Origin of the sequence: Insolitispirillum peregrinum (genome assembly GCF_900156605.1) — a bacterium.
GTDB classification, from domain to species: domain Bacteria; phylum Pseudomonadota; class Alphaproteobacteria; order Rhodospirillales; family Rhodospirillaceae; genus Insolitispirillum; species Insolitispirillum peregrinum.
In genome coordinates this window covers 841,163-861,250 of record NZ_FTOA01000001.1, presented here as the reverse complement: position 1 = coordinate 861,250, position 20,088 = coordinate 841,163, and the positions used below count along the sequence as shown (strand labels likewise).

General features: G+C 60.4%; 20 protein-coding genes and 1 other RNA gene. 11 read left to right on the top strand and 10 right to left on the bottom strand.

Annotated elements, in window-relative coordinates; genetic code table 11:
- Positions 1 to 32: 32 nt before the first annotated feature.
- The 5 genes from BW995_RS03640 to BW995_RS03625 all read left to right on the top strand — a co-directional run bounded on the left by BW995_RS03640 (position 33) and on the right by BW995_RS03625 (position 3,073).
- Entirely contained in the window at positions 33 to 275 is a 243-nt protein-coding gene (locus BW995_RS03640) for a DUF4164 family protein (RefSeq protein ID WP_076398783.1), read from the top strand.
- A gap of 6 nt (positions 276 to 281) precedes the next feature.
- Positions 282 to 1,091: a cell division protein ZapA gene (gene zapA / locus BW995_RS03635; protein ID WP_076398782.1), complete on the top strand. Its 810-nt coding sequence runs from the start codon at positions 282 to 284 to the stop codon at positions 1,089 to 1,091.
- Between the two features lie 12 nt (positions 1,092 to 1,103).
- A non-coding RNA gene (gene ssrS / locus BW995_RS21400) (6S RNA) lies at positions 1,104 to 1,260 on the top strand.
- Between the two features lie 9 nt (positions 1,261 to 1,269).
- Positions 1,270 to 1,887 carry a 5-formyltetrahydrofolate cyclo-ligase gene (locus BW995_RS03630; protein WP_245821242.1) on the top strand — a complete coding sequence of 206 codons (618 nt, stop codon included), beginning with the start codon at positions 1,270 to 1,272 and terminating at the stop codon, positions 1,885 to 1,887.
- Positions 1,888 to 2,254: 367 nt separating this feature from the next.
- Positions 2,255 to 3,073: a TIGR00282 family metallophosphoesterase gene (locus BW995_RS03625; RefSeq protein ID WP_076398781.1), complete on the top strand. Its 819-nt coding sequence runs from the start codon at positions 2,255 to 2,257 to the stop codon at positions 3,071 to 3,073.
- A 363-nt stretch (positions 3,074 to 3,436) separates the two neighbouring features.
- On the opposite strand, the gene BW995_RS03620 is transcribed toward BW995_RS03625, so the two are convergent.
- Complete coding sequence (locus BW995_RS03620; RefSeq protein ID WP_076398780.1) at positions 3,437 to 4,453, bottom strand: OmpA family protein; 1,017 nt, start codon at positions 4,451 to 4,453, stop codon at positions 3,437 to 3,439.
- 155 nt (positions 4,454 to 4,608) lie between these two features.
- On the opposite strand from BW995_RS03620, the gene acpS reads away from it, so the two are divergent.
- The 5 genes from acpS (at position 4,609) to BW995_RS03595 (ending at position 8,383) form a co-directional block, all read left to right on the top strand.
- Complete coding sequence (acpS, locus tag BW995_RS03615; protein WP_456152093.1) at positions 4,609 to 5,169, top strand: holo-ACP synthase; 561 nt, start codon at positions 4,609 to 4,611, stop codon at positions 5,167 to 5,169.
- Positions 5,170 to 5,268: 99 nt separating this feature from the next.
- Positions 5,269 to 6,051: a signal peptidase I gene (gene lepB / locus BW995_RS03610; protein ID WP_076398778.1), complete on the top strand. Its 783-nt coding sequence runs from the start codon at positions 5,269 to 5,271 to the stop codon at positions 6,049 to 6,051.
- Between the two features lie 50 nt (positions 6,052 to 6,101).
- Entirely contained in the window at positions 6,102 to 6,767 is a 666-nt protein-coding gene (gene rnc / locus BW995_RS03605; protein WP_076398930.1) for a ribonuclease III, read from the top strand.
- A 3-nt stretch (positions 6,768 to 6,770) separates the two neighbouring features.
- Positions 6,771 to 7,718: a GTPase Era gene (gene era, locus BW995_RS03600; RefSeq protein WP_076398777.1), complete on the top strand. Its 948-nt coding sequence runs from the start codon at positions 6,771 to 6,773 to the stop codon at positions 7,716 to 7,718.
- Positions 7,719 to 8,005: 287 nt separating this feature from the next.
- Positions 8,006 to 8,383, top strand: a complete 378-nt coding sequence (locus BW995_RS03595) for an Mth938-like domain-containing protein (protein WP_076398776.1) — start codon at positions 8,006 to 8,008, stop codon at positions 8,381 to 8,383.
- 52 nt (positions 8,384 to 8,435) lie between these two features.
- On the opposite strand, the gene BW995_RS03590 is transcribed toward BW995_RS03595, so the two are convergent.
- From BW995_RS03590 to BW995_RS03575, 4 genes are all read right to left on the bottom strand, one after another.
- Positions 8,436 to 9,137, bottom strand: a complete 702-nt coding sequence (locus BW995_RS03590; protein WP_076398929.1) for a DsbA family oxidoreductase — start codon at positions 9,135 to 9,137, stop codon at positions 8,436 to 8,438.
- Positions 9,138 to 9,220: 83 nt separating this feature from the next.
- A complete protein-coding gene (locus BW995_RS03585) occupies positions 9,221 to 10,528 on the bottom strand; it encodes a diguanylate cyclase domain-containing protein (RefSeq protein WP_175616967.1) in 1,308 nt (435 codons plus the stop codon).
- Between the two features lie 85 nt (positions 10,529 to 10,613).
- Complete coding sequence (locus BW995_RS03580; protein ID WP_076398774.1) at positions 10,614 to 11,990, bottom strand: class I SAM-dependent RNA methyltransferase; 1,377 nt, start codon at positions 11,988 to 11,990, stop codon at positions 10,614 to 10,616.
- 35 nt (positions 11,991 to 12,025) lie between these two features.
- The gene (locus BW995_RS03575; RefSeq protein WP_076398773.1) at positions 12,026 to 12,619 is read right to left on the bottom strand and encodes a 2OG-Fe(II) oxygenase; all 594 of its coding nucleotides are present in this window, start codon (positions 12,617 to 12,619) and stop codon (positions 12,026 to 12,028) included.
- A gap of 328 nt (positions 12,620 to 12,947) precedes the next feature.
- Here BW995_RS03575 and BW995_RS03570 point away from each other — a divergent pair, with 328 nt between their 5' ends.
- A complete protein-coding gene (locus BW995_RS03570) occupies positions 12,948 to 15,098 on the top strand; it encodes a hypothetical protein (protein WP_245821240.1) in 2,151 nt (716 codons plus the stop codon).
- A gap of 109 nt (positions 15,099 to 15,207) precedes the next feature.
- Here the strand turns inward: BW995_RS03570 and BW995_RS03565 are convergent, their stop codons facing one another.
- The 5 genes from BW995_RS03565 to BW995_RS03545 all read right to left on the bottom strand — a co-directional run bounded on the left by BW995_RS03565 (position 15,208) and on the right by BW995_RS03545 (position 19,984).
- Positions 15,208 to 15,915, bottom strand: a complete 708-nt coding sequence (locus tag BW995_RS03565; protein ID WP_076398771.1) for a nitrilase-related carbon-nitrogen hydrolase — start codon at positions 15,913 to 15,915, stop codon at positions 15,208 to 15,210.
- A gap of 78 nt (positions 15,916 to 15,993) precedes the next feature.
- Positions 15,994 to 17,052 (bottom strand): ABC transporter substrate-binding protein, encoded by a 1,059-nt coding sequence (locus tag BW995_RS03560; protein WP_076398770.1) that lies wholly within the window; start codon positions 17,050 to 17,052, stop codon positions 15,994 to 15,996.
- Between the two features lie 40 nt (positions 17,053 to 17,092).
- On the bottom strand, positions 17,093 to 17,947 hold the full coding sequence (locus BW995_RS03555) for an ABC transporter permease (RefSeq protein WP_076398769.1): 855 nt from the start codon (positions 17,945 to 17,947) through the stop codon (positions 17,093 to 17,095).
- Positions 17,947 to 18,861 (bottom strand): ABC transporter permease, encoded by a 915-nt coding sequence (locus tag BW995_RS03550; RefSeq protein WP_084194540.1) that lies wholly within the window; start codon positions 18,859 to 18,861, stop codon positions 17,947 to 17,949. Before BW995_RS03550 ends, BW995_RS03555 begins: the two co-directional genes overlap by 1 nt.
- 10 nt (positions 18,862 to 18,871) lie before the next feature.
- Positions 18,872 to 19,984 (bottom strand): ABC transporter ATP-binding protein, encoded by a 1,113-nt coding sequence (locus BW995_RS03545; protein ID WP_217696038.1) that lies wholly within the window; start codon positions 19,982 to 19,984, stop codon positions 18,872 to 18,874.
- Positions 19,985 to 20,088 lie beyond the last annotated feature (104 nt).

Genomic DNA, 20,088 nt, shown 5'->3' with positions numbered 1-20,088 from the left:
TCCTAGAGCATTGAAAACAGGATTTTTTTGCCGTGACACGCATCGAACAAGCCCTGCAGCGACTGGGAAAAGCCGTCAGCCGACTGGAAGCGGTCGGTCAGGATCGTATCAGCGCGTCGGCTGAAGATGCCGCCGATGCCGCTGCCATTGCCCACCTCAGTGCCGAGCTGGCTGCCATGCGCAGCAACTATGAAAGCTTGCAGCTGACCAGCCAGCAGGCATCCGGGCGCATTGATGCCGCCATCGGTCGCCTGCGCGCCGTTCTGGAGTCCTAATCGTTCATGGCTCAGGTTACTCTTACGATTGCGGGTCGCAACTATCAGGTTGCCTGCGAAGATGGTCAGGAAACTCAGGCGCAATCGCTGGGGCGGGAACTTGACCGCCGCGCCCTGATGCTGTCCAAGGCAACGGGAGCTGTGTCCGAAGGGCTGCTGCTGACCCTGACCGGCCTGATGATCATCGACGAGATGTTCGAGGCCCGCAACAGTGCGACCGAAGCCAAGGACACGATTACTCGCCTGCAGGCCGAGGTCAAGCAACTGAAGGCCGATCATGCCTCGGCGATTGACGCTCTGGATATTGAAGTCGAGCAGCGGTTTGGAGCCTTGCAGTCCGAGCGGGACGAACTGGTCTCGGCTCTGGAGCAAGCCGAAGGACGCGCTTTGGCGGCCGAGCAGGCAACCGAAGAGCAGTCCGCCCGACTGGTCGAACAGCAGACGCAGATTGATGGCCTCAAGGCCGAGCTGGCGGAAACCGTCGGCGAACTGGCCGTTCTGCAGGGCGCAACCATTGCCCAGCACGAAATGGAAAAGGTTCAGTCCGAGCTTGAGGGGGTGCGGGCCGAACTGCAAACCAGCAAGTCCGAAGCCGAGGCCGCACGGGCCGAGCTGGACGAAGCCAAGGCTGCCGTGCAGGCCGCAGAAGCGCGGGTTGCCGAGATGAAAACGACCCTGGAAACGGCTTGTCAGCGGCTGGAACAGAAGCGCGATGACGAGGTTGTGCGTGAGCGGACACAGGAAGCAATCGCGGTTGCCATTGAATCTTTGGCTGAGCGTGTTGAAAGTGTTGCAGAGTCGTTGGTAACAGCTTAAACATGATGGCAGGCGATGCTGCCGGGTGCGTCAGACTGCACTACTCCCGGGGCTATAAATAAAGATAGGGGGCTGTCTCTGTCAGGATCCAGGTCCTGGTATATGGTCCCCACCTTGTGCTCGCGGCCCATTGGAGGTAACGCGACGTCAACGGCCACGGTGGCTCGCCGCTTCTTTTGTGACTTTGGGGATCATCCCGCTGTCCGACCCTTCCCTGATCGAAAACGAGAAAAAAGCCTTGCGCGCGGCAATGTCGGCGCAGCGTTTGGCCGTGTCGGCTGCCGAACGGAATGCCGCAGCCGATGGGTTGCGCGTGGCGTTTTCCGCCTATGCCCGTGGGATGTCTGATGCAGCGCTGGTGGCGGGCTATATGCCGATCCGCAGTGAGGCCAACATCCTGCCCTTGATGGCCGATCTGGCCGAGCGGAGAATTGCCACCGCTTTGCCGGTGGTCATCGCGAAGGGGATGGCGCTGGAGTTCCGTCGCTGGCGTGCTGGCGAGCCGCTGGAAGACGGTCTTTATGGTACCCACCACCCGGTTGGAATGGGGGTGTGGCCGACCGTCCTGCTGATCCCGCTGTTGGCTTTTGATCCAGCCGGATTCCGGCTGGGGTATGGTGGTGGTTTTTATGACCGCACGCTGGATGCCTATCGCGCGGGCGGGATGTCTGTGGTGGCGATCGGCGTGGCCTATGCCTGTCAGCAGGTGCCCCATGTCCCGCGTTTGCCGCATGATCAGCCTCTCGATGCCATTTTGACTGAGCGCGGATTGCTCTGGAGTAACGGGGCCGCCTAGACCAGCGTGGGTTGAATCTGATGCCACAGTACACGACAAACAGAAAACAGGATCATGGAGCGCTGCTCCACACCTCGCTGGGGCCTTTAGGCCCCAGACCCCATTGACTTGATTTTTAAAGAAAAATGGGGGTTTGGGGGCATCGCCGCCAAACGGGTTCGGGCGAATAGCACCAGCTGTCGTGTACTGTGATCTGACGCAGGCACACTGATCTAACCTTTTGATTTGCCGCCGTGAGCGCAAACGCTTGTTTATCAGTGTCCTGCTGTCAACTTTTCCTTGCCCCTGTACTCCCCGGCTGTATCATCGCTTTCTTTGTGAAAGCCGTACCCGGTCGGGTATGGACCTGTCAGGGACTGGATAAATAATGCGAATTCTGGCGCTTGGTGATGTGGTGGGGCGTTCCGGTCGAGATGCCGTGGTGGCGGCAGTCCCCCGGCTCCGGCAGGACCTGGCTCTGGATTTTGTGGTGGTCTGTGCCGAAAATGCCGCCCATGGCTTTGGCCTGACGGCCAAAATTGCATCCGATCTTTTTGAAGCGGGCGTGGATGTGGTGACGTTGGGGAACCATTCATGGGACCAGCGCGAAATGATCGCCCACATCGACAAGGAACCGCGCATTTTGCGGCCAATGAATTATCCGAGCGGTACGCCCGGACGGGGGGCCGGGATTTTTCAGGCGCCGCAAGGGAAAAAAGTTCTGGTGATGCAGGTGATGGGGCGGTTGTTCATGGACCCGCTCGATGATCCGTTTGCCGCTGTCGCTCAGGAACTGAACAAATATCGTTTGGGGAAAGGCGGCGTGGATGCCATCGTGATTGATGTCCATGCCGAAGCAACCAGCGAAAAAATGTCGATGGCTCATTTTGCTGATGGTCGTGCATCGCTGGTGTTCGGGACGCATTCCCACATTCCCACGGCTGATGCCCAGATTTTGCCGGGCGGGACTGCATGTCAGACGGATTTGGGGATGTGTGGTGATTATAATTCTGTTATCGGGATGCGGAAAGAGGCGGCTATCGCTCGCTTCACCCGCAAGATGCCGACCGACCGTCTGGCTCCGGCCGATGGCGAGGCAACGGTTTGCGGCTGTGTGGTTGAAACGGATGATCTGACCGGTTTGGTCCGCAAGATTCAGCCGGTGCGGCTGGGTGGTCGCCTGTTGCAGGGGATGCCGGAGTTTTAGAGTCTTGAGCGAAAAGTGAGAACCGGTTTTCGCAAAATCACTGCGGCAGATCACACGGCACGACAGTTGACAGGAAAGTGCAGGCTGCTGCCTTGACTGCTCGGGGCCTGTGGCCCCGAACCCCTTCACTATCAAAGGAATGGGGTCTGGGGCCGACTGGCCCCAGCGAGGTGTGGAGCGGCGCTCCACGACCTTGTTCCTTAACTGTCGTGTACTGTGGTGTCCGTGTAGGCCCGGACCCCATTGATTTGATAACTCCTGCGCATAAAAAAACACCCTGCCGAAAAGCAGGGTGTTTTTTTATTGCTTGGCGTTCTCTTCGGAAAGGGGAGGTTCCCCTTTCCGAAGGCCATCACCCCCGTATCAGGGGATGATGATTTCCACGCGGCGGTTCTGCGGCTCACGGATGCCGTCGTCGGTCTTGACCATCGGGTTGCTTTCACCCTTGGCATCGACGTTGACGATTTCAGCCGGGATGCCCAGGCTGGCCAGTTCGGCCTTCACGGCTTCGGCGCGGGCCAGGGACAGCTTCAGGTTATAGGCATCGGTGCCCGAGCGGTCGGTGTGGCCGGTCAGGTCGATACGGGCCTTGCTGCCAGCCTTGGCAGCAGAGGCGGCCTTGACGATAATGTCACGGGCAACCGGGGTGATGGTCGACTGGTTCCAGTCGAAGAACACCATGTAGTTGCTCGGCGGGGCAGCGACCGGAGCCGGGGCCGGAGCGGCCGGAGCCGGGGTCGGGGCCGGAGCAGGGGTCGGAGCCGGAGCCGGAGCGCCGAACGAGTAGGTGAAGCCGACCAGCACTTCATGGGTCTTGAAGTCCGGATCGTACTTGCCACCCGAACGGGTGTTGGTGTTGAACTCGGTGGTGTCGAAGTAGCGGTACTGGCCCTTCAGGCTCCAGTTGTCGCTGACGTCATAGGCGGCGCCGGCGAACATCTGGTAGGCAAAGGTCCAGTCGTTGCCTTCGTACTGGCGGCTGTTGCCGACCGAGCCTTCGCTATCGACATAGGCGGTACCAACACCGACGCCGACGAACGGACGCAGGCCGTTGAAGTTGGCGACGTCAACCACAACGTTACCCATCACGCTGTAAACGTTGATGTCACCGCTGGTGTTGTTGAACGAGCCGATCTTGTCGATATCGGCACCGCGCCAGCCCAGTTCACCTTCGAAGCCGAAGGCGCCAACCTTGTAGCCGACCTGACCCAGGGCAACCATGCCGAGGTCATAATCGGTTTCGTTGGTCGACGAACCGGCATCGGTGCCCTGAATGAAGGACACGCCACCGTCAGCACCGACGTACCAGCCAGCGTTGGCAGCAGAGAGCGGCAAGCTGGCGAGAAGCCCGGCCGCCATGGCAAATTTAAAACGACGCATCGTGCAGGCCTTTCGCAAGAGTCTATCATGCACTGTCTGTGTCGGCATGCATGATGCAGCGCGACACGCTTTTCTGATCTACTTATTGCACAACTTTCTGATAAGAACAGCCCTTCTTGCATATCCGCGGCTCATTGCAGAGGGGCTGTTGCAGAATGAGCACAGAACAGGCCGCCGCGATGAACTGGGCGGGAGGAAAAGATGATTTTCGTAATAGTGATATTTATGTCTCCTTGGTCAAAAATGTGCTGATCGGGACGATGGGGCATAAAACAGAGCGATCGGATGGTCGAATGATCTTGGGTATTGGCAGCGATCTGGTGGACATTCGCCGGATACAGAAAACCATCGAGCGTTTTGGCGAGCGGTTTCTTCAAAGAACCTTCACCGGACAGGAATGCGAAGCTGCTCGTCAACGTACGACCGAGGCGGCTTATTATGGTTTTTTTGCCAAGCGCTTTGCAGCCAAGGAAGCAGGGGCAAAGGCATTGGGGACGGGGATAGCCAAGGGGTTGCGGTTTTGTGATTTCGAGGTGATCAGCCTGCAGGGTGGTCAGCCATCCTTGCGGATGCACGGGCTGGCCCTGGCTCTGCTCAGGGAAAAGCTTCCTGCCGGATGGCGGGAACAAATTCACCTAAGCCTCAGTGATGAATGGCCTTTGGCGCAGGCCTATGTCATCTGTTCGGCAATTCCTGGTGAAATTTCTGCCGGGTAACTTGACAGCGTTCCGGTGTGGGGGTTCAATCCAACAGCCCTTGCCGGAGGTGGTTTTCCGCACCTTCACCTTTTATCAATCTGTTAGAGCGGCTTTTTCATGTCTCATAAGAAAAACGGTGGCATTGGAGAGATGATCCGTGTGGTCATCTACGCAGTTGTCATTGCTTTGGGGATTCGGACCCTGGCCTTCGAACCCTTCAATATCCCTTCAGGCTCGATGATTCCGACTCTGCTGATTGGTGACTACCTGTTCGTCTCCAAGTCCTCGTATGGCTACAGCCGCTATTCGTTGCCGCTCGGGCTGCCGCTGTTCGACGGTCGGGTGATGCAGAGCGACCCGCAACGCGGGGACGTGGCGGTGTTCAAGCTGCCGCGCGATACCAGCAAGGACTATATCAAGCGGGTGATCGGCCTGCCGGGGGATACGGTCCAGATGCGGGGCGGTCGCCTCTATATCAACGGCGAGGAAGTGCCGCGTCAACGTGTGGCGGACTACGTTGCCCGCGAACCGGATGGCAGCGTGTTGCGGTTTCAGCGCTATGTTGAAACCCTGCCCGGGGGCGTGCAGCACGTGATCATCGAAAATGGCGATAACAACCGTTTTGATGATACCCGCCTGTTTACCGTTCCGGCGGATCACTATTTCATGATGGGTGACAACCGCGACAATTCTGCCGATAGCCGGGCGGATGTCGGCTTTGTTCCTCTTGAAAATTTTGTCGGTCGTGCCGAGTTCCTGTTCTTGTCCGTCAATGGCGAAGCCAGTCTGTGGGAAGTCTGGAAGTGGCCGCTGGCCATTCGTTGGGAACGTCTGTTTGATCGTATCGGGCCGGTGGCAAACAGTGATGCGTGGGATGAAACCAAAGGGCAGGCGCAGTGAGTAAAGGGAACAAGGTGACTGTGTCACCGGATGAAATTCTGGTTGGTGCGATGGGGCAGCTGGGGCATTCTTTCAAAGCCCCGGCTGTTCTGGCGCGTGCACTGATCCATCGCAGCGCGGCAACCAGCGATACGACTTCGTATGAGCGGCTGGAGTTTCTTGGGGACCGGGTTCTCGGGCTGGCCGTGGCCGAGATTCTTTATCGCCGATTCCCGACCGAGGCCGAAGGGTCGCTGGCTCGTCGTCACACCGCGCTGGTCCGCAAGGAAGCCTTGGCGCGTGTGGCTGATGCGGTGCAACTCGGTCGCTTTATCACCATGTCCAAGGGCGAAGAAGATGCCGGTGGACGTGAAAATCCGGCGATCCTGGCCGATGTGTGCGAAGCTGTTCTTGGCGCGCTGTATCTGGATGGCGGGCTGGCCCCGGCCAAGGCGTTCATCGAGCGCCACTGGTCGGCAATCATGGAAGAAGCCGCTGCCCCGCCAAAGGACGCCAAGACCGCCTTGCAGGAGTGGGCGCAACAGCGTGGCAAGCCCCTGCCGGTCTATGAGACTGTCGGCAGCGAGGGCCCGGACCACAGCCCTGTCTTTACCATTCAGGTTTCCGTGCAGGGGTTGGCACCTGCCCGCGCCACGGGAACTTCAAAACGTGCCGCAGCCCAGTTGGCTGCACAGACCCTTCTGGATAAGGCCCTGGCAGAAAAGGCCAAACGATAAACGATGAGTGATGATGTGATTCCGACCACCCAGGATGATGTTCCGACCCGTTGCGGCTTTGTGGCCGTGCTGGGCGCGCCGAATGCCGGCAAATCGACGCTGACCAACGCGATGGTCGGCACAAAGGTTTCTATTGTTTCGCCCAAGGTGCAGACCACCCGTACCCGCATTCGCGGTATTGCGATGCAGGACAACACTCAGATCATCTTTATTGATACTCCCGGTATCTTCCGGCCCAAAAAACGGCTGGAACGGGCGATGGTGGCGGCGGCATGGGCTGGTCTGGCCGATGCCGACACGGTGATGCTGGTGATTGATGTCCAGCGGGCCAGCGGCAAGCGTGGGCTGGATGAAGACAGCAGCTCGATCATCGAGACGCTGAAAAAGAACGGCTATCGGGACGTGATTCTGGTTCTGAACAAGGTCGATCTGGTCAATCCGCCGGTGCTGCTGGATCTGGCTGCCAAGCTGCACGCCGAGGGTATCTTTAGCGAAGTGTTCATGATTTCGGCCCTGAAGGAACGCGGTACGGCAGACATTCTGCGCTACCTTGCCTCGCGCGCGCCGCTGGGGCCCTACATGTTCCCCGAAGACGAGGTGTCCGATCTGCCGATGCGCATGCTGGCGGCGGAAATCACCCGTGAAAAGGTCTTCCTGAAGCTGTACCACGAACTGCCGTACAGCATCACCGTTGAAACGGACAAATGGACCGAGCGTCCTGATGGCTCGGTGAAGATCGACCAGACCATTTTTGTTGCTCGCGACAGCCAGAAAAGCATCGTTCTGGGCAAGGGTGGCGATCAGATCAAGCACATCGGGGCCGCTGCCCGCAAGGAACTGGAAGAGATCCTTGGGCAAAAGGTGCATCTGTTCCTGTTCATCAAGGTTCGCGAAGACTGGGCCGAAGACCGGGCACGCTATTCCGAGTGGGGCCTTGATTTCGACGCCTGATGCTGGATCACCGTGCGAAAAGCGGTTCTGGTTTTCGCAAAAAAAACAATGCGGTAAAACAGAAACTTGGAGCTGTGAATGTGTTTCACATCACAGTACACGACAGTTGAAGGAAAAGTGCAGGCTGCCGCCTGAACCACTCGGGGCCTGAGGCCCCGAACCCCCATTTTTTCTTTCAATATCAAATTAATGGGGTCCGGGGCCTAATGGCCCCGGCGAGGTTTGGAGCAGTGCTCCATAACCCTGTTTTCTGTTTGGCGCTTGATGATCTGACAAGGGATGATCTGATGGATATCACTCCGGCAATTCCTGAAGGACGGCAGGTCATTCAGTCGTATGGCGATAACCTGTTTCGGATCTCGGGAACGGTGTGGCAGCAGCCGGTTCTCGTCATGCCATTGCGGACAGTTCCCTGGCAGGCCACCGATGTTGCCAGCATGACGTTCGAGACGTTCGAACCGATCCTGACCGCGTCACCGGCGGTGGAGGTGCTGTTGATCGGCTGTGGACCCCGTATGGCTCTGGTGTCGCCCTCGGTCCGGACTGCACTGAAAGAGCGGGGTGTGGTGACCGATCTGATGGATACCGGTGCCGCGTGCCGGACCTATAATGTCCTGATGGCCGAGGATCGCCGCGTTGCCGTGGCATTGATCCCGGTGCCGTAAGGGAGGAAGATCGGGGGCGGGGTGTGGAGCAGCGCTCCACACCCCTGTCCTCTTACTGTCGTGTGCCGTGATCCGACTTTCCGACCAGATCGCCATGCGGGCGCAGGCTGCTGAGAGGGTCGTTGAGCGGCCCTTCAATGGCCATATCGATCATGCGTACCAGAATGTCAGGATCTTGTGCCCCGGCGATGCCGTAGGCGTTTTCAAAGATAAAGCACGGCACGCCGTTGATGCTGAGGCGGTGCGTCTGGGCATTATCGAGGTAAATCTCGCCCCGTCCTTCATTGCTGTTCAGCATGCGCTCGAATTCATCGGCGGACAGGTCACAGTCTTCGGTAATGCCCAACAGCTCGTCACGATCACCAATATTGCGACCATGAACGAAATAGGCCTGGAACAATGCTTCCACGGCCTGATTGGCAACGCCATGTCGGTGGGCGAACTGGACCAGACGGTGAGAGTCCACCGAGTTGGGAGTAACCTGGATGGCATCAAAACAAAAATCGATCGACTCTGCCTTGCCTGCCTCGGCCAGACTGTTCAGCATGCGGGTGACCCTAGCCGCTCCGCCGAACTTGCGTTCCAGATAGGCAGCACGAGGGATACCTTGCTCCGGCATGTCCGGATTCAGCAGGAATGGCCGCCAATGGATTTGTGCCGCAACAGTTGGCCGCTGGGCGAGGGCGCGTTCAAGACGGCGCTTGCCAACAAAGCACCAAGGGCAAATCGTATCAAAGATAATGTCAACCCGCATGGTGTGTCCCGAAGCAGCGTGCGCAAACATGGGCGCCAGTTTTTGTGATACCTCAAGTATATCTGTCAGAGTCCAGGGAGGCGTTACAGCAGGGCTGTTTTGCTTTCCAGCACCTGAATGACCTCTGTAGCAAGGCTAGGTGCCTGTTGGCACAGGGTCAAGTCCATTGGAACGACATAGGGCCAGACGGTGACAACCCGATAGACGTCGCGAACGGCGAAGTCGGTGTTCGAGATCACCCCGGCAATGCGATTCATGACCAGTGCCGCTTCTTCGGGTGGCGTATCGGGCAGGATGACACAGAAGCGGGCCCCGTCAAGATGCACCACCATATCTTCGGCGCGGACCAGCAACGTCAACCACTGGGCGATTTGCGCGATCAGGTTCTGTTCGGCATCGGCCCCGAATTCATGTTCGATGGCGTCAACCCCGGCAAACAGCAGGCCAACGATGGCAAAAGCATGGGGATGGGCCCGTTCTGCGAGGAAAGCCCGCGCATACTGGTCCATGAACTGGCTGTTATAGGCTTCGCGGGCGATGGGGGAGGCGAAAGGTGCAGAGCGTGTCTGCTCCATGGCTTGCCGCAAGGCCCAGCGTTGCCTTTGGCGCTGAACGAGCGTCCTTAATGCAAACCGCAGGTCTGCGGCACTGGCTGACAGTGGCAAGCCGTGCGATGCCCCCATGGACAGAGCCTTCAACGGCTGCTCATCATCCAGAAACAGAACGGGCAGGTTGAACAACCGCGGATTGCGGCGGATTTGCAGGCACAGGTCAAACAGCGCCTCCCGGTCGGTGTCGGGCACCATGATGCAGGCGTCAAAACGGCGTCCTTCCATCAGGCTCTGTGCGGAAAAGGTGTCTGGCGCAGTGGTAACGTCAACCTCTGGGGCCAGCGTTGCCTGCAGACTGGCCACGGACGGATGGGTGCTGATGATCAAAACCGACGCAGGCGGGTCTGACAGCGACGGATTGCCGTGCCCTGCTGCCGTGGCTGGCAAATGGCAGGTCTGTTGCCGGCGAGCCAGCTCGCTCTGCATGGTTGCCAGCCGGGTGAGAGGATGCAGATAGTACGGCAGGGCGTCGATGCTGTCAGGCCAGGGCAGAATGCCAGCCAGGGCATGCTCCTGCGCGCTGAGGACTGCGGCCTCATCTCCGGGGGCTGCGAGCAACAGGGCCGGGCAGGGGGCATTGGCGGCGCTGTGCAGGGCTGTTTCCAGCAGATTCCCGCTGAAGCCCGGCCCGAGCAGGAGAATGTCAGGGGCCTCCTGCGCGATGGCCGACGACAGGGTGTCCGGGGAGGTCAACCGGCAGGCATAGCCGCTACGGCTCAGGCTGGTCAGCAAGGCCGCAACCGCATCAGGGTGAGGGGTCGCAAGAAGGATGGTTGCCACAGTATGCATCGTGCGTTGCCCCCCAAAGGTCATGTCGAAGGATGGGTCCGTGTGCAGAATCCCTTATTATGCTATGAGGATAGCGTTATCGGGTGAAAACTGCCACCAGTTCCACATGGGCAGACCAGACAAACTGGTCAACCGGGGTGACGGAATTCAGCTGATATCCACCATCAGCCAGAATGCGGGCATCGCGTGAGAAGGTGGCCGGACTACAGGACACCATCACCACCCGTTGCGGCCCGACGCCGGAGGGTAGCCTGACCAGTTCCTGACATTGCTGCTGGGCTCCGGCGCGCGGAGGATCAAGGACGATGGTGGAGAACGGCTTCAGCTCGTCAATGATCAACGGCAGGCGGAACAGGTCACGGGCCTGAGCCTTGACCCGGCCGGTGGTGTGCAGGGGGGCGGTCTGGACGGCTTCGAGGTCGTAGGCGGTCACCTGTCGGCCCAGTTCTGCGATTGGCAGGGCAAAGGTCCCCATGCCGCAGAACAGGTCTGCAACCGCCCCGGTGGTATCCCGGACCGCAGCCAGCACCAGATCCTGCAAGGCCTGCTGACCTTCGGCACTCGGCTGCAGGAAGGCTCCAATGGGCAGCGGCAACCGGGTGTTCCCCAGGGTGATCACCGGTTGGCGACGCATCACCATCGGCTCGGGGGTCTTGCCGATCCGTACCGTCAGGCGGGCGAGGTCAAGCTGGTCTGCCACCGCCGCCAGTCCTTCCCGTCCGGCGAGGTCCGGAATTGCGGGGATATCCAGCATCATGTCAACGCCGGTATCGCTGGCAACGACCATGATGTCGCCCTGGCTGCCCTTGGGCAGCACCGGGGCCAGCAGGGCAGACAAGCGGGCTGGCAGGGATGACAGGGCCGGGACCAGCACCGGGCACGCATCCAGCGGAATGATCTGGTGACTGGCGCGTTCGTTGAAACCGACCACCACCCGTTCCGCCAACCGGCGATAGCCAAACACGGCCCGGCGGCGGCTTCCGGCGGGCAGGGCGATGGTGGACGACACCAGGGCGTCGGCATCCTCAAAGCCCCGATGCTTGAGGGCTTCGACGATCAGCGACCGCTTCCAGACGCTTTCGTCCTCGCGGACCATGTGCTGGGTTACGCAACCGCCACAGCGGGTAAAATGCGGGCAGACAGGGTCTGCACGGTGTTCGGACGGCTGTTCGATCCCCTTCAGGACCGTGCTGACGCCATCGCTGCTGCGCGACAGCGCCTGAGCCTGCACCGTTTCGCCGGGCAAGGCAAAAGGAACGAAGACCGTCTGTCCATCAGCATGGGCGATGCCATCGCCACGGGCTCCCAGACGGTCAATGCTCAGGGACAGGATTGGTCCGTGCGGGGTTGCCGCTGGCGGAGTGGACGGACGTTTGCCACCCCGCCCTTTGGCAGGCCCCTTGCCGGGGCCGGAAGGACGATTGGACGGGCGGAACGAGCGGGGCGGAGCCATGGCAGGGTCTTTCTTTGGCAGCAGCGATAAACAAATCAGGTGAAATCAGGACCGTGGGTCCAGATAACCAGCGAATGGCGAACGCCCTGCGTCACCGGGGCAACCCGGTGCAGCATATAGGCCGGGAACACGACGGCGGTCCCGATGGCTGTTTCAGCGGTCACAACGCGGCCATCGGGATTAAGCTGCAATTCGCCCCCCTGATAGTCGGTCGGATCGGACAACTGTACGGAAACGGTCAGTTTGCGGCGGGCACCAATCCCACGACCGCCACGGTCGATATGCCAGTCATAAAAACCGCCGTTCTGGTAGCGGCCAATCTGGGCGTCCTCGTCAAAGCCGGACAGGGTATAGCCAAAGGCATCGCGGTTGCCTTGCGCCACCAGTTGGGCCAGACGTTGATAGACCCACGATGTTTCGTCGTTTTCCGGGATCCAGTGGATATCGGTTTGCCGGATGGACTGTTCAGCCTTGCCGTTGACCAGCCCGGCGCTTTTATGGGCCCCAAAGATCATCATGTCGATCAGGCTGGCACATTCTTCCGGGCTGAAAGCCTCGGGGTAACTGAGCCACAACGGCGCAGGGGTTGCACCCCGTGCCGCACCATGGGGTGCACCGGGCAGTGACATGCTTCTCTCTCCAACATCTGACCATCCCTGCGGGATTGCACAGAGGTTTAGAGCATTGTGCGAAAAGTGGGAACCGGTTTTCGCAACAACAATGCGACAGAACAAACCAGCATTGTGCGAAAAGTGGGAACCGGTTTTCGCAACAACAATGCGGCAAAACAAAAAGCTAGAGCAGCGTGCCTGCCTCTGATTTAGCGCACGCTGCTCTAGCGCGGGCGGGCAAACACACCGTCAAAACAAATTTGTGCCACTGTGATGGAACGGCACGCAGCTTTCCGGCGAAATCGGCTATGCTGACCAGACGCACAAACAGCAGGAGGTGTTTCAGGTGAGCAAAGAGGCAATGCAGTTTTTCCGGGCCGGTGGCTTTGATCAGGCCCGGCTGGAGACTGGTGCAGATATTCTGGCCCTTGATACGCTTGATCAAAAGCTGTGGGTTGCGCTGGCCTGCCCGGTTGACGGACTGGAATTTGATCGGCAAACCCTGAGCCTGCTCGACCTTGACGGCAGCGGGCGGGTGCGCGCCGCTGACATTCTGCGCGAAATCGCCTGGCTGAAGACCGTTTTGGCCGACCCCGAAGAACTGGTGCGTCCGGGGGTCGATTTGCGCCTGTTGGCGATTAACGCAGACAGCGAGGCCGGAGCGCGGGTTTTGGCCTCGGCGCGGCGGATTCTGGCTCATCAGGGGCGGCCCGATGCCGAAACCCTGGCCCTGAGTGATGCTCTGGATACGGAAAGCATTTTCCAGTCCACCCGCTTTAACGGTGATGGCGTGGTTCCGGTGGCAACGGCGGGCGATGACCCGGACCTGATCGCCCTGATCAACGACATTATCCAGTGTCAGGGGGCAACCACCGACCGTTCTGGCGCCGATGGGGTGACGCTGGACACCATCACGGCATTCTACAGCGCGGTTGTCGAAGCGACTGGCTGGCTGGACGGTGACAGCGGATTGGCCGGAACGCCGGACGGAGCCGAAGCCCTGCTGGCGGTGCGCGAGAAAATTGATGGCTATTTCCTGCGCTGTCAGTTGGCAGCCTATCGCCGGGATGCCACCGACCTGCTCAATCCCGGCCCGGACCTTCTGGGGCAACTGGCTGACAAGGGACTGAGTGACAGTCTGGCCCTGTTGACTCCCCTGCCGCTGGCCGAAGTCCACGCCGAAGGCTCCCTGCCATTGCGCAGCGGGGTGAACCCGGCGTGGGGAGCGGCACTGGAGGCTTTCCGCCAGCAGGTCGTCCTGCCCGTGCTGGGGGAGTGTGAGACTCTGACCATGGCGCAGTGGCAAGACATTTGCGCGCTCTATCAGCCCCGTCTGGAGTGGATGGCGCAAGAGCCGACGTCAGCAGTGATGACGCTGGGGGCGGAGCGCCTGCGGCAGATTGCCGGGCAAAACCGGCAGGCTGATCTGGAGGCGCTGGTGGCCTCTGATCTGGCCGTCGCCAGGGATGTCGAAGCGATCGAAGAAGTCGAACGGCTGCTTCGGTTGCGTCTGGGGCTGCATCGGCTGCTGAACAATTTCGTCTCCTTCCGCGACTTCTACGCCGGAAGGGGCAAGGCCATTTTCCTCGCCGGACGGCTGTATCTGGATGGCCGCAGTGCCGATCTGTGTGTGCGGGTCAATGATGTGGCGGCCCATGCCACGCTGGCCGCCCTGTCGCGGATTTATCTGGTCTATTGTTCCTGCCAGCGCAAAGGTGGCAGTGAAAAAATGACCATCGCCGCCGCCTTCACCGTCGGGGACAGCGACCAGTTGATGGTCGGGCGCAACGGCGTCTTTTATGACCGGGAGGGGCGGGATTGGGATGCCACGATTATCAAGATCGTTGACCATCCGATCAGTCTGGGACAGGCGTTCTGGTCGCCATACAAGAAATTTGCCAAAATGATCAACGACCAGTTGGAGAAGCTGGCAACCCTGCATTCGCAGCAATCCCCGCTGTCATCGTTCCAGTTGCCCGTTGCCCCCCCAGCCGCAGCTTCAGCCCCTGCTCCGGCAGCGAAAACACCTGCTCCAGCTGCGGCATCTCCCGCCCCGGCGGTTCCGGCAGCGTTTGATGTCGGGCGGTTTGCCGGGATCTTTGCCGCCATCGGTCTGGCGGTCGGGGCCATCGGGACGGCGATTGCCTCGGTGGTGACTGGCTTCCTGCGGCTGACGTGGTGGCAGATGCCGCTGGCGGTGCTGGGATTGGTGCTGGTGATCTCGGGACCGGCGATGGTGATCGCCTATCTGAAGCTGCGGCAGCGCAATCTGGCCCCGATCCTTGACGCCACCGGCTGGGCGGTCAATGCCCGGGTGCGGATCAACATTCCGTTCGGAAATTCGTTGACCACGCAGGCCCGCTTGCCTGCCGGAGCGGTTCGGTCCCTGCATGACCCGTTTGCCGAAAAGAAGCAGCCGTGGGGGGTGTATCTGGTTCTGCTGGCAGCCTGTGTATTGGCCGGGGCAGTGTGGTGGAGTGGGCTGCTACCGCTTTAGAGCGTTTTCACATCGAGCGAAAACGCTCTTCCCTTTTAGTGCCGCATTTTCCGAGCCGTTGACCGTCGACGGTCAACTTGAAAATGCTCTGACCGGGCGGGCCCGTCAGTTACACCTCGGCAATCAGCAGGGCTTCACCCTGGTCTCCGGCGCGGGCGCGGTCTTCGCCGTCCGCGCCGACGATGACGCTCAGGCCGGTATAGGTCAGGGGGCCTTCATCGCCGGTATAGTTGGCGTAAACCAGCGCCGCTCCGCTTTCCAGCGTACGGGCGCGGGGGGCGGTGATGGCGGCAGCACGGTAGGGCAGCATGTTGGCCGTTGGGGCCAGAATGACCTGTGCGCCATCATCGGCCAACGAACGGGCAGCGGCAGGACATTCGACGTCATAGCAAATCAGCATGCCGACGCTCATTCCGGCGATGGCGGTGGTCTCGGTGGCATCGCCGGGGCGGAAAAGCCGTTTTTCTTCATCGCCAAACAGGTTGATCTTGCGATAGCGGCTTAGCAAGGCTCCGCTGCGATCCCACAGGGCGGCAGTGTTATAAACCGCGCCAGCCCGCAGTTCGGGATAGCCCACCACCAGCGCCACCGCATGACGGCGGGCAATGGCCGACACTTCCTGTAACGCAGCGGCATCGGGCGACATGGCAAATTCGCTGGTCCGGTCCCCCAGACAATAGCCGGTCAGGTACAGTTCCGGGACCACCAACACGTCAGCCTCGGCGGCACTGGCGGCGCAGGCAATGCGATCAAGGCGGTGCAGGTTGGCGGCAATGTCCCCGGTCAGGGCTCGGCACTGGTAGGCGGCAAGGCGCATGAGGGGGCTCCGGGGAAAAGAGGCCCGGCGTCAGGGGAACGCCGGGCAGCAGCGTAAGATCATACAGTATATTCTTTGTTATTCAGCCTTGATCTTGGTCCACACCGCATCGTACAGGCGGATTTTGTCGCCCAGATCCTGCACCAGATGCAGACGCTGGCGGACTTCGTCGGACGGATAGAGGTTCGGATCACTGCGCAGGGCCGGGTTGACCATCGTCAGAGCCGCCTTGTTGGTGGTGCCGCCATGCAGCCAGTTGGTATTCTTGGCGGCGACATCCGGGCGCATCATGTAGCTGAAGAACGCCTTGGCCGAGGCGACATTGGGGGCCTTGGCCAGCATGCACATCTGTTCCTGGAACCCGTTGGCGCCTTCCTTGGGGATCACATAGCCAACCGCATCGGGCTTGGAGGCCACCGTCTGCGCCGCCGAGCCGGACCACCATTGCGCCACGGCAAAGTCGCCGTTGATCACCTTGTCGCCGATGCCGTCGGTCAGCATCGCCGCCCAATAGGGCTTGGCCTTGGCGATGGTGTCCCGTGCCTTGGCCAGTTCCTTCGGATCGGTAGAATTGAACGAGAAGCCATTGTAAACCAATGCGGCCCCGATGGTTTCCCGCACGTCATCCAACACGGCAATCTTGCCGCGCAAGGCTTCGGGCGGCTCGAAAATCACCTTCCAGCTATCGACGGCCTGTCCTTTGGTCAAGGCCTTGTTATAGATCAGGCCGGTGGTGCCCCAGTTATAGGGCAGGCAGATTTCGTGCTGCGGGTCGCTTTTGGCGATGAAGTATTTCTGGTCCAGATTGTTATAGCCGTCGATGCTCTTCAGCCCGGGATTCCCCAGCAGGTTCAACTGGCTCATGATATCCTGCATGAATACCGACGGGAACACGATGTCATAGCCATCGGCCCCGGCCTGCACCTTGGCCAGCATTTCTTCGTTGGTACCATAGTTGTCCAGAGTGACCTTGATCCCGCTTTCCTTCTGGAAGTCGTCAACCACGGCGGGATCAATGTAGATGGTCCAGTTGTAAAGGTGCAGTTCCTGAGCCGCGCTGGCGGGGGCCGAGGGCAGGCCAGCTGCGATGGCCATGGCGGTCAGCGAGGCGGCAGCAAGGTGACGCAAACGACGCATGAGCAAACTCCATCAGGTCGGGGAAGAAAAGGGAAGGGAATTACGCCCGTGTCGGACGGCGCAACCACAGGGCAAGGGCGACGATCACCATCGACAACAGCATCATCAGGACGGAAATCGCGTTGATCTCGGGCGAGACGTTGCGCTTGATGGCACCGAACAGGTACACCGGCAGGGTGGTCGCCCCGACACCACTGGTGAAATAGGCGATCACCAGATCGTCGAAGGAAATCACCACCGACAGCAAAAAGCCGCCGACGATACCGGGAACAAGCTGGGGAAAGGTGACACGCCAGAAGGTGATCCACGGCGAAGCCCCGAGATCGGCCGAGGCTTCTTCGAGGGCGGTGTTCATCCCGGCCAGACGGGCACCAACCACCACGGTGACGTAAGAGGCAAGGAACACCGTGTGGGCAAGGATCACCGAGACCCGACCCAGCGGAAAGGAAAGGGCGGCCAGGAACACCAGCAGGGCAATCCCCAGCACGATATCGGGGATCACGATCGGCAGGTACAGCGCGGTACGATAGGCCAGCTTGCCGGGGAACGTGCATCGCGCCAGCCCCAGAGCGCTGAGGGTGCCGATCACGGTGGCCAGACTGGCCGAGCCCAGCGCCACGATCACACTGTTCAGGGCCGCCGGGCCGAGGTTGGGGTCGGAGTAAAGCTGAAGATTGCCCGATCCGGCCAGATCGCTGGATGGACTGATCAGTCCAATATTGGCGAGCACCCGCCAGTACCAGTCAAAGGTAAAGCCGTTCCACGTCATCATGCTGACGGCATTGTCATTGAACGAATAGACCACCAGCATGGCAATCGGCAGGTACAGGAACAGAAAGAACAGCCACAGGTGTGCCAGTAGGGCGGCCTTGAGGGGCGAGGGACGGAGCGACATCACACGGCCTCCTTGGCCTGGCGGCCTTCGCTGCGCGCCATCACGAACAGGCACAGCAGCACCACGGCACTGAGCAGGGTGGCAATGGCCGACCCGAACGGCCAGTCGCGGGCCGACAGAAAGGCTTGCGCCAGCAACGGGCCGAGTTGCAGGTCCTTGGCTCCCCCGATCAGGGTTGGCGCAAGGAAGTTGCCAAAGGCCGGCACGAACACCAGCACCATGCCAGCCACAATCCCCGGCATGGCCAGCGGCAGAACCACCCGGCGAAAGGTGATGCTGCCGCTGGCTCCCAGATCGCGGGAGGCTTCCAGCAGGCGGAGGTCCATTTTCTCCAGCGAGGCAAACAGCGGCAGGACCATGAACGGCAGATACTGGTACACCATCGCCACCACCACTGCGCCCGGCGTGTAGATCAGGTGCAGGGGCTGATCAATCAGCCCGCTCGCCATCAGCAGGTTGTTGATCAGGCCGTCTGCGCGCAGGATCAGCATCCAGGCATAGACCCGCACCAGCGCATTGACGAAAAAGGGCAGGGTGACCAGCGTCAACAGCATGAACTTGCGCCGGTCAGGCTGGCGGGCAATGTACCAGGCGGCGGGAAAGGCCATCAGCAGGGTCAAGCCAGCGGTGGCGGCGGCGACCATCGCCGATTTGGCAAAGATGCCGAGATAGACGAAATCCCAGTCGCGCAGCTCGTCTTCGTTGGGCAGGCCAAGGACACGGGCATAGGAGTCCAGATCGAGGTGCCACACCACCCCGCCATAGGTGCCACGGGTCAGCAGGCTGTACACCACAACAATCAGCACCGGGGCCAGAAACAGGCAGAGAAACAGGAAAAAGCCCGGTGCCAGCTTGCCCATGCCCGGACGGAGCAAGGGGCGGCGGGGAATGGGTGGGGGGGATGCAAAGGACATGGCGATATCCTTAACCTTGGTGGCGGAGCAAGCGCACATCGGCGGGGGAATAGGTCAGGGTGATCGGCTGACCGATGGCCGGGCTGTCACCGTGCAGGGTGGCAATCACGGTGTCGCTCATGCCTCCTTCGCTGTTTCCCAGACTGACCTCAAGGCGTGTCGACGTGCCGAGATAGGTGGCATCGCGGACAGTGCCGTGCAGCAGGGGGGTGGTGCTATCGGGCTTCGCCAGTGCCAGTTTCTCGGGACGCAGACAGGCGGTCACCGGCTGATCCGGCGGTGAAGCAAGGGCATCGATCAACAGGGTGGTGCCTGCCTCTGTTTGCAGGCTGTCGCCGACGATCCGGCCCCGGAACAGCGAGATTTCCCCCACAAAGCCAGCGACAAACTCCGTTTCCGGCTGGTCGTAAATCTGGCGCGGCGTTCCTTGCTGTTCGATCTGGCCGCGATTCATCACCACCACCAGATCGGACATCGACAGGGCTTCTTCCTGATCGTGGGTGACGCACAGGAAGGCAATGCCCAGTTCGTGCTGCAGGCGTTTCAACTCGGTCTGCATCTCCTTGCGCAGTTTCCGGTCCAGCGCGGCCATCGGCTCGTCCAGCAGCAGGATTTTGGGGCGCAGGACCAATGCCCGCGCCAGCGCCACCCGCTGTTGCTGGCCGCCGGAAAGCTGGGTGATCTTGCGCGTTTCCATCCCCGGCAGGCGGACCATCTCCAGCGCTTCCGCGACCCGCTGGCGTATTTCGGCTTTCGGCACCTTGGCGATTTCCAGCCCGTAAGCAACGTTGCCTGCCACCGTCAGGTGAGGGAACAGGCCATAGTGCTGAAAAACGGTGTTGGTCGGGCGGTGATGGGCCGGGATACCTTCCATCAGCTTGCCGTCAATGAAGATGCCGCCGCCGGTCGGTTCCTCAAAGCCGCCGATCAGGCGCAACAGCGTGGTCTTGCCGCAGCCGGATGGCCCGAGCAGGGTGGTGAACCTGCCTGCCGGAATGTCGAGGCTGACCGCCTTCAAGGCTTCGACCAGCCGCCCGTCGGGGGTGTGGAAGCTTTTGGAGGCGGCAGAGACGCAGACGATGGGCGTGGTGCCGGGGGCGGGGAATGGGGGGGCGGACATCATGGGGGAGGCGTCCTTTGATCGTGATGCATAAAATTTGAGCGATAATTTTTCCGCCCATCATTTGTGCAAGTGTGATGGAGAGAAGGAATGTTAGTCAACAATAT

Bases quoted from the DNA above. Each gene is read 5' to 3' on its own strand.
- zapA (WP_076398782.1), top strand. From the start codon at position 282: ATGGCTCAGGTTACTCTTACGATTGCGGGTCGCAACTATCAGGTTGCC.
- BW995_RS03625 (WP_076398781.1), top strand. From the start codon at position 2,255: ATGCGAATTCTGGCGCTTGGTGATGTGGTGGGGCGTTCCGGTCGAGAT.
- BW995_RS03620 (WP_076398780.1), bottom strand. From the start codon at position 4,453: ATGCGTCGTTTTAAATTTGCCATGGCGGCCGGGCTTCTCGCCAGCTTG.
- acpS (WP_456152093.1), top strand. From the start codon at position 4,609: ATGAGCACAGAACAGGCCGCCGCGATGAACTGGGCGGGAGGAAAAGAT.
- lepB (WP_076398778.1), top strand. From the start codon at position 5,269: ATGTCTCATAAGAAAAACGGTGGCATTGGAGAGATGATCCGTGTGGTC.
- rnc (WP_076398930.1), top strand. From the start codon at position 6,102: ATGGGGCAGCTGGGGCATTCTTTCAAAGCCCCGGCTGTTCTGGCGCGT.
- era (WP_076398777.1), top strand. From the start codon at position 6,771: ATGAGTGATGATGTGATTCCGACCACCCAGGATGATGTTCCGACCCGT.
- BW995_RS03595 (WP_076398776.1), top strand. From the start codon at position 8,006: ATGGATATCACTCCGGCAATTCCTGAAGGACGGCAGGTCATTCAGTCG.
- BW995_RS03590 (WP_076398929.1), bottom strand. From the start codon at position 9,137: ATGCGGGTTGACATTATCTTTGATACGATTTGCCCTTGGTGCTTTGTT.
- BW995_RS03580 (WP_076398774.1), bottom strand. From the start codon at position 11,990: ATGGCTCCGCCCCGCTCGTTCCGCCCGTCCAATCGTCCTTCCGGCCCC.
- BW995_RS03575 (WP_076398773.1), bottom strand. From the start codon at position 12,619: ATGTCACTGCCCGGTGCACCCCATGGTGCGGCACGGGGTGCAACCCCT.
- BW995_RS03565 (WP_076398771.1), bottom strand. From the start codon at position 15,915: ATGCGCCTTGCCGCCTACCAGTGCCGAGCCCTGACCGGGGACATTGCC.
- BW995_RS03560 (WP_076398770.1), bottom strand. From the start codon at position 17,052: ATGCGTCGTTTGCGTCACCTTGCTGCCGCCTCGCTGACCGCCATGGCC.
- BW995_RS03555 (WP_076398769.1), bottom strand. From the start codon at position 17,947: ATGTCGCTCCGTCCCTCGCCCCTCAAGGCCGCCCTACTGGCACACCTG.
- BW995_RS03550 (WP_084194540.1), bottom strand. From the start codon at position 18,861: ATGTCCTTTGCATCCCCCCCACCCATTCCCCGCCGCCCCTTGCTCCGT.
- BW995_RS03545 (WP_217696038.1), bottom strand. From the start codon at position 19,984: ATGATGTCCGCCCCCCCATTCCCCGCCCCCGGCACCACGCCCATCGTC.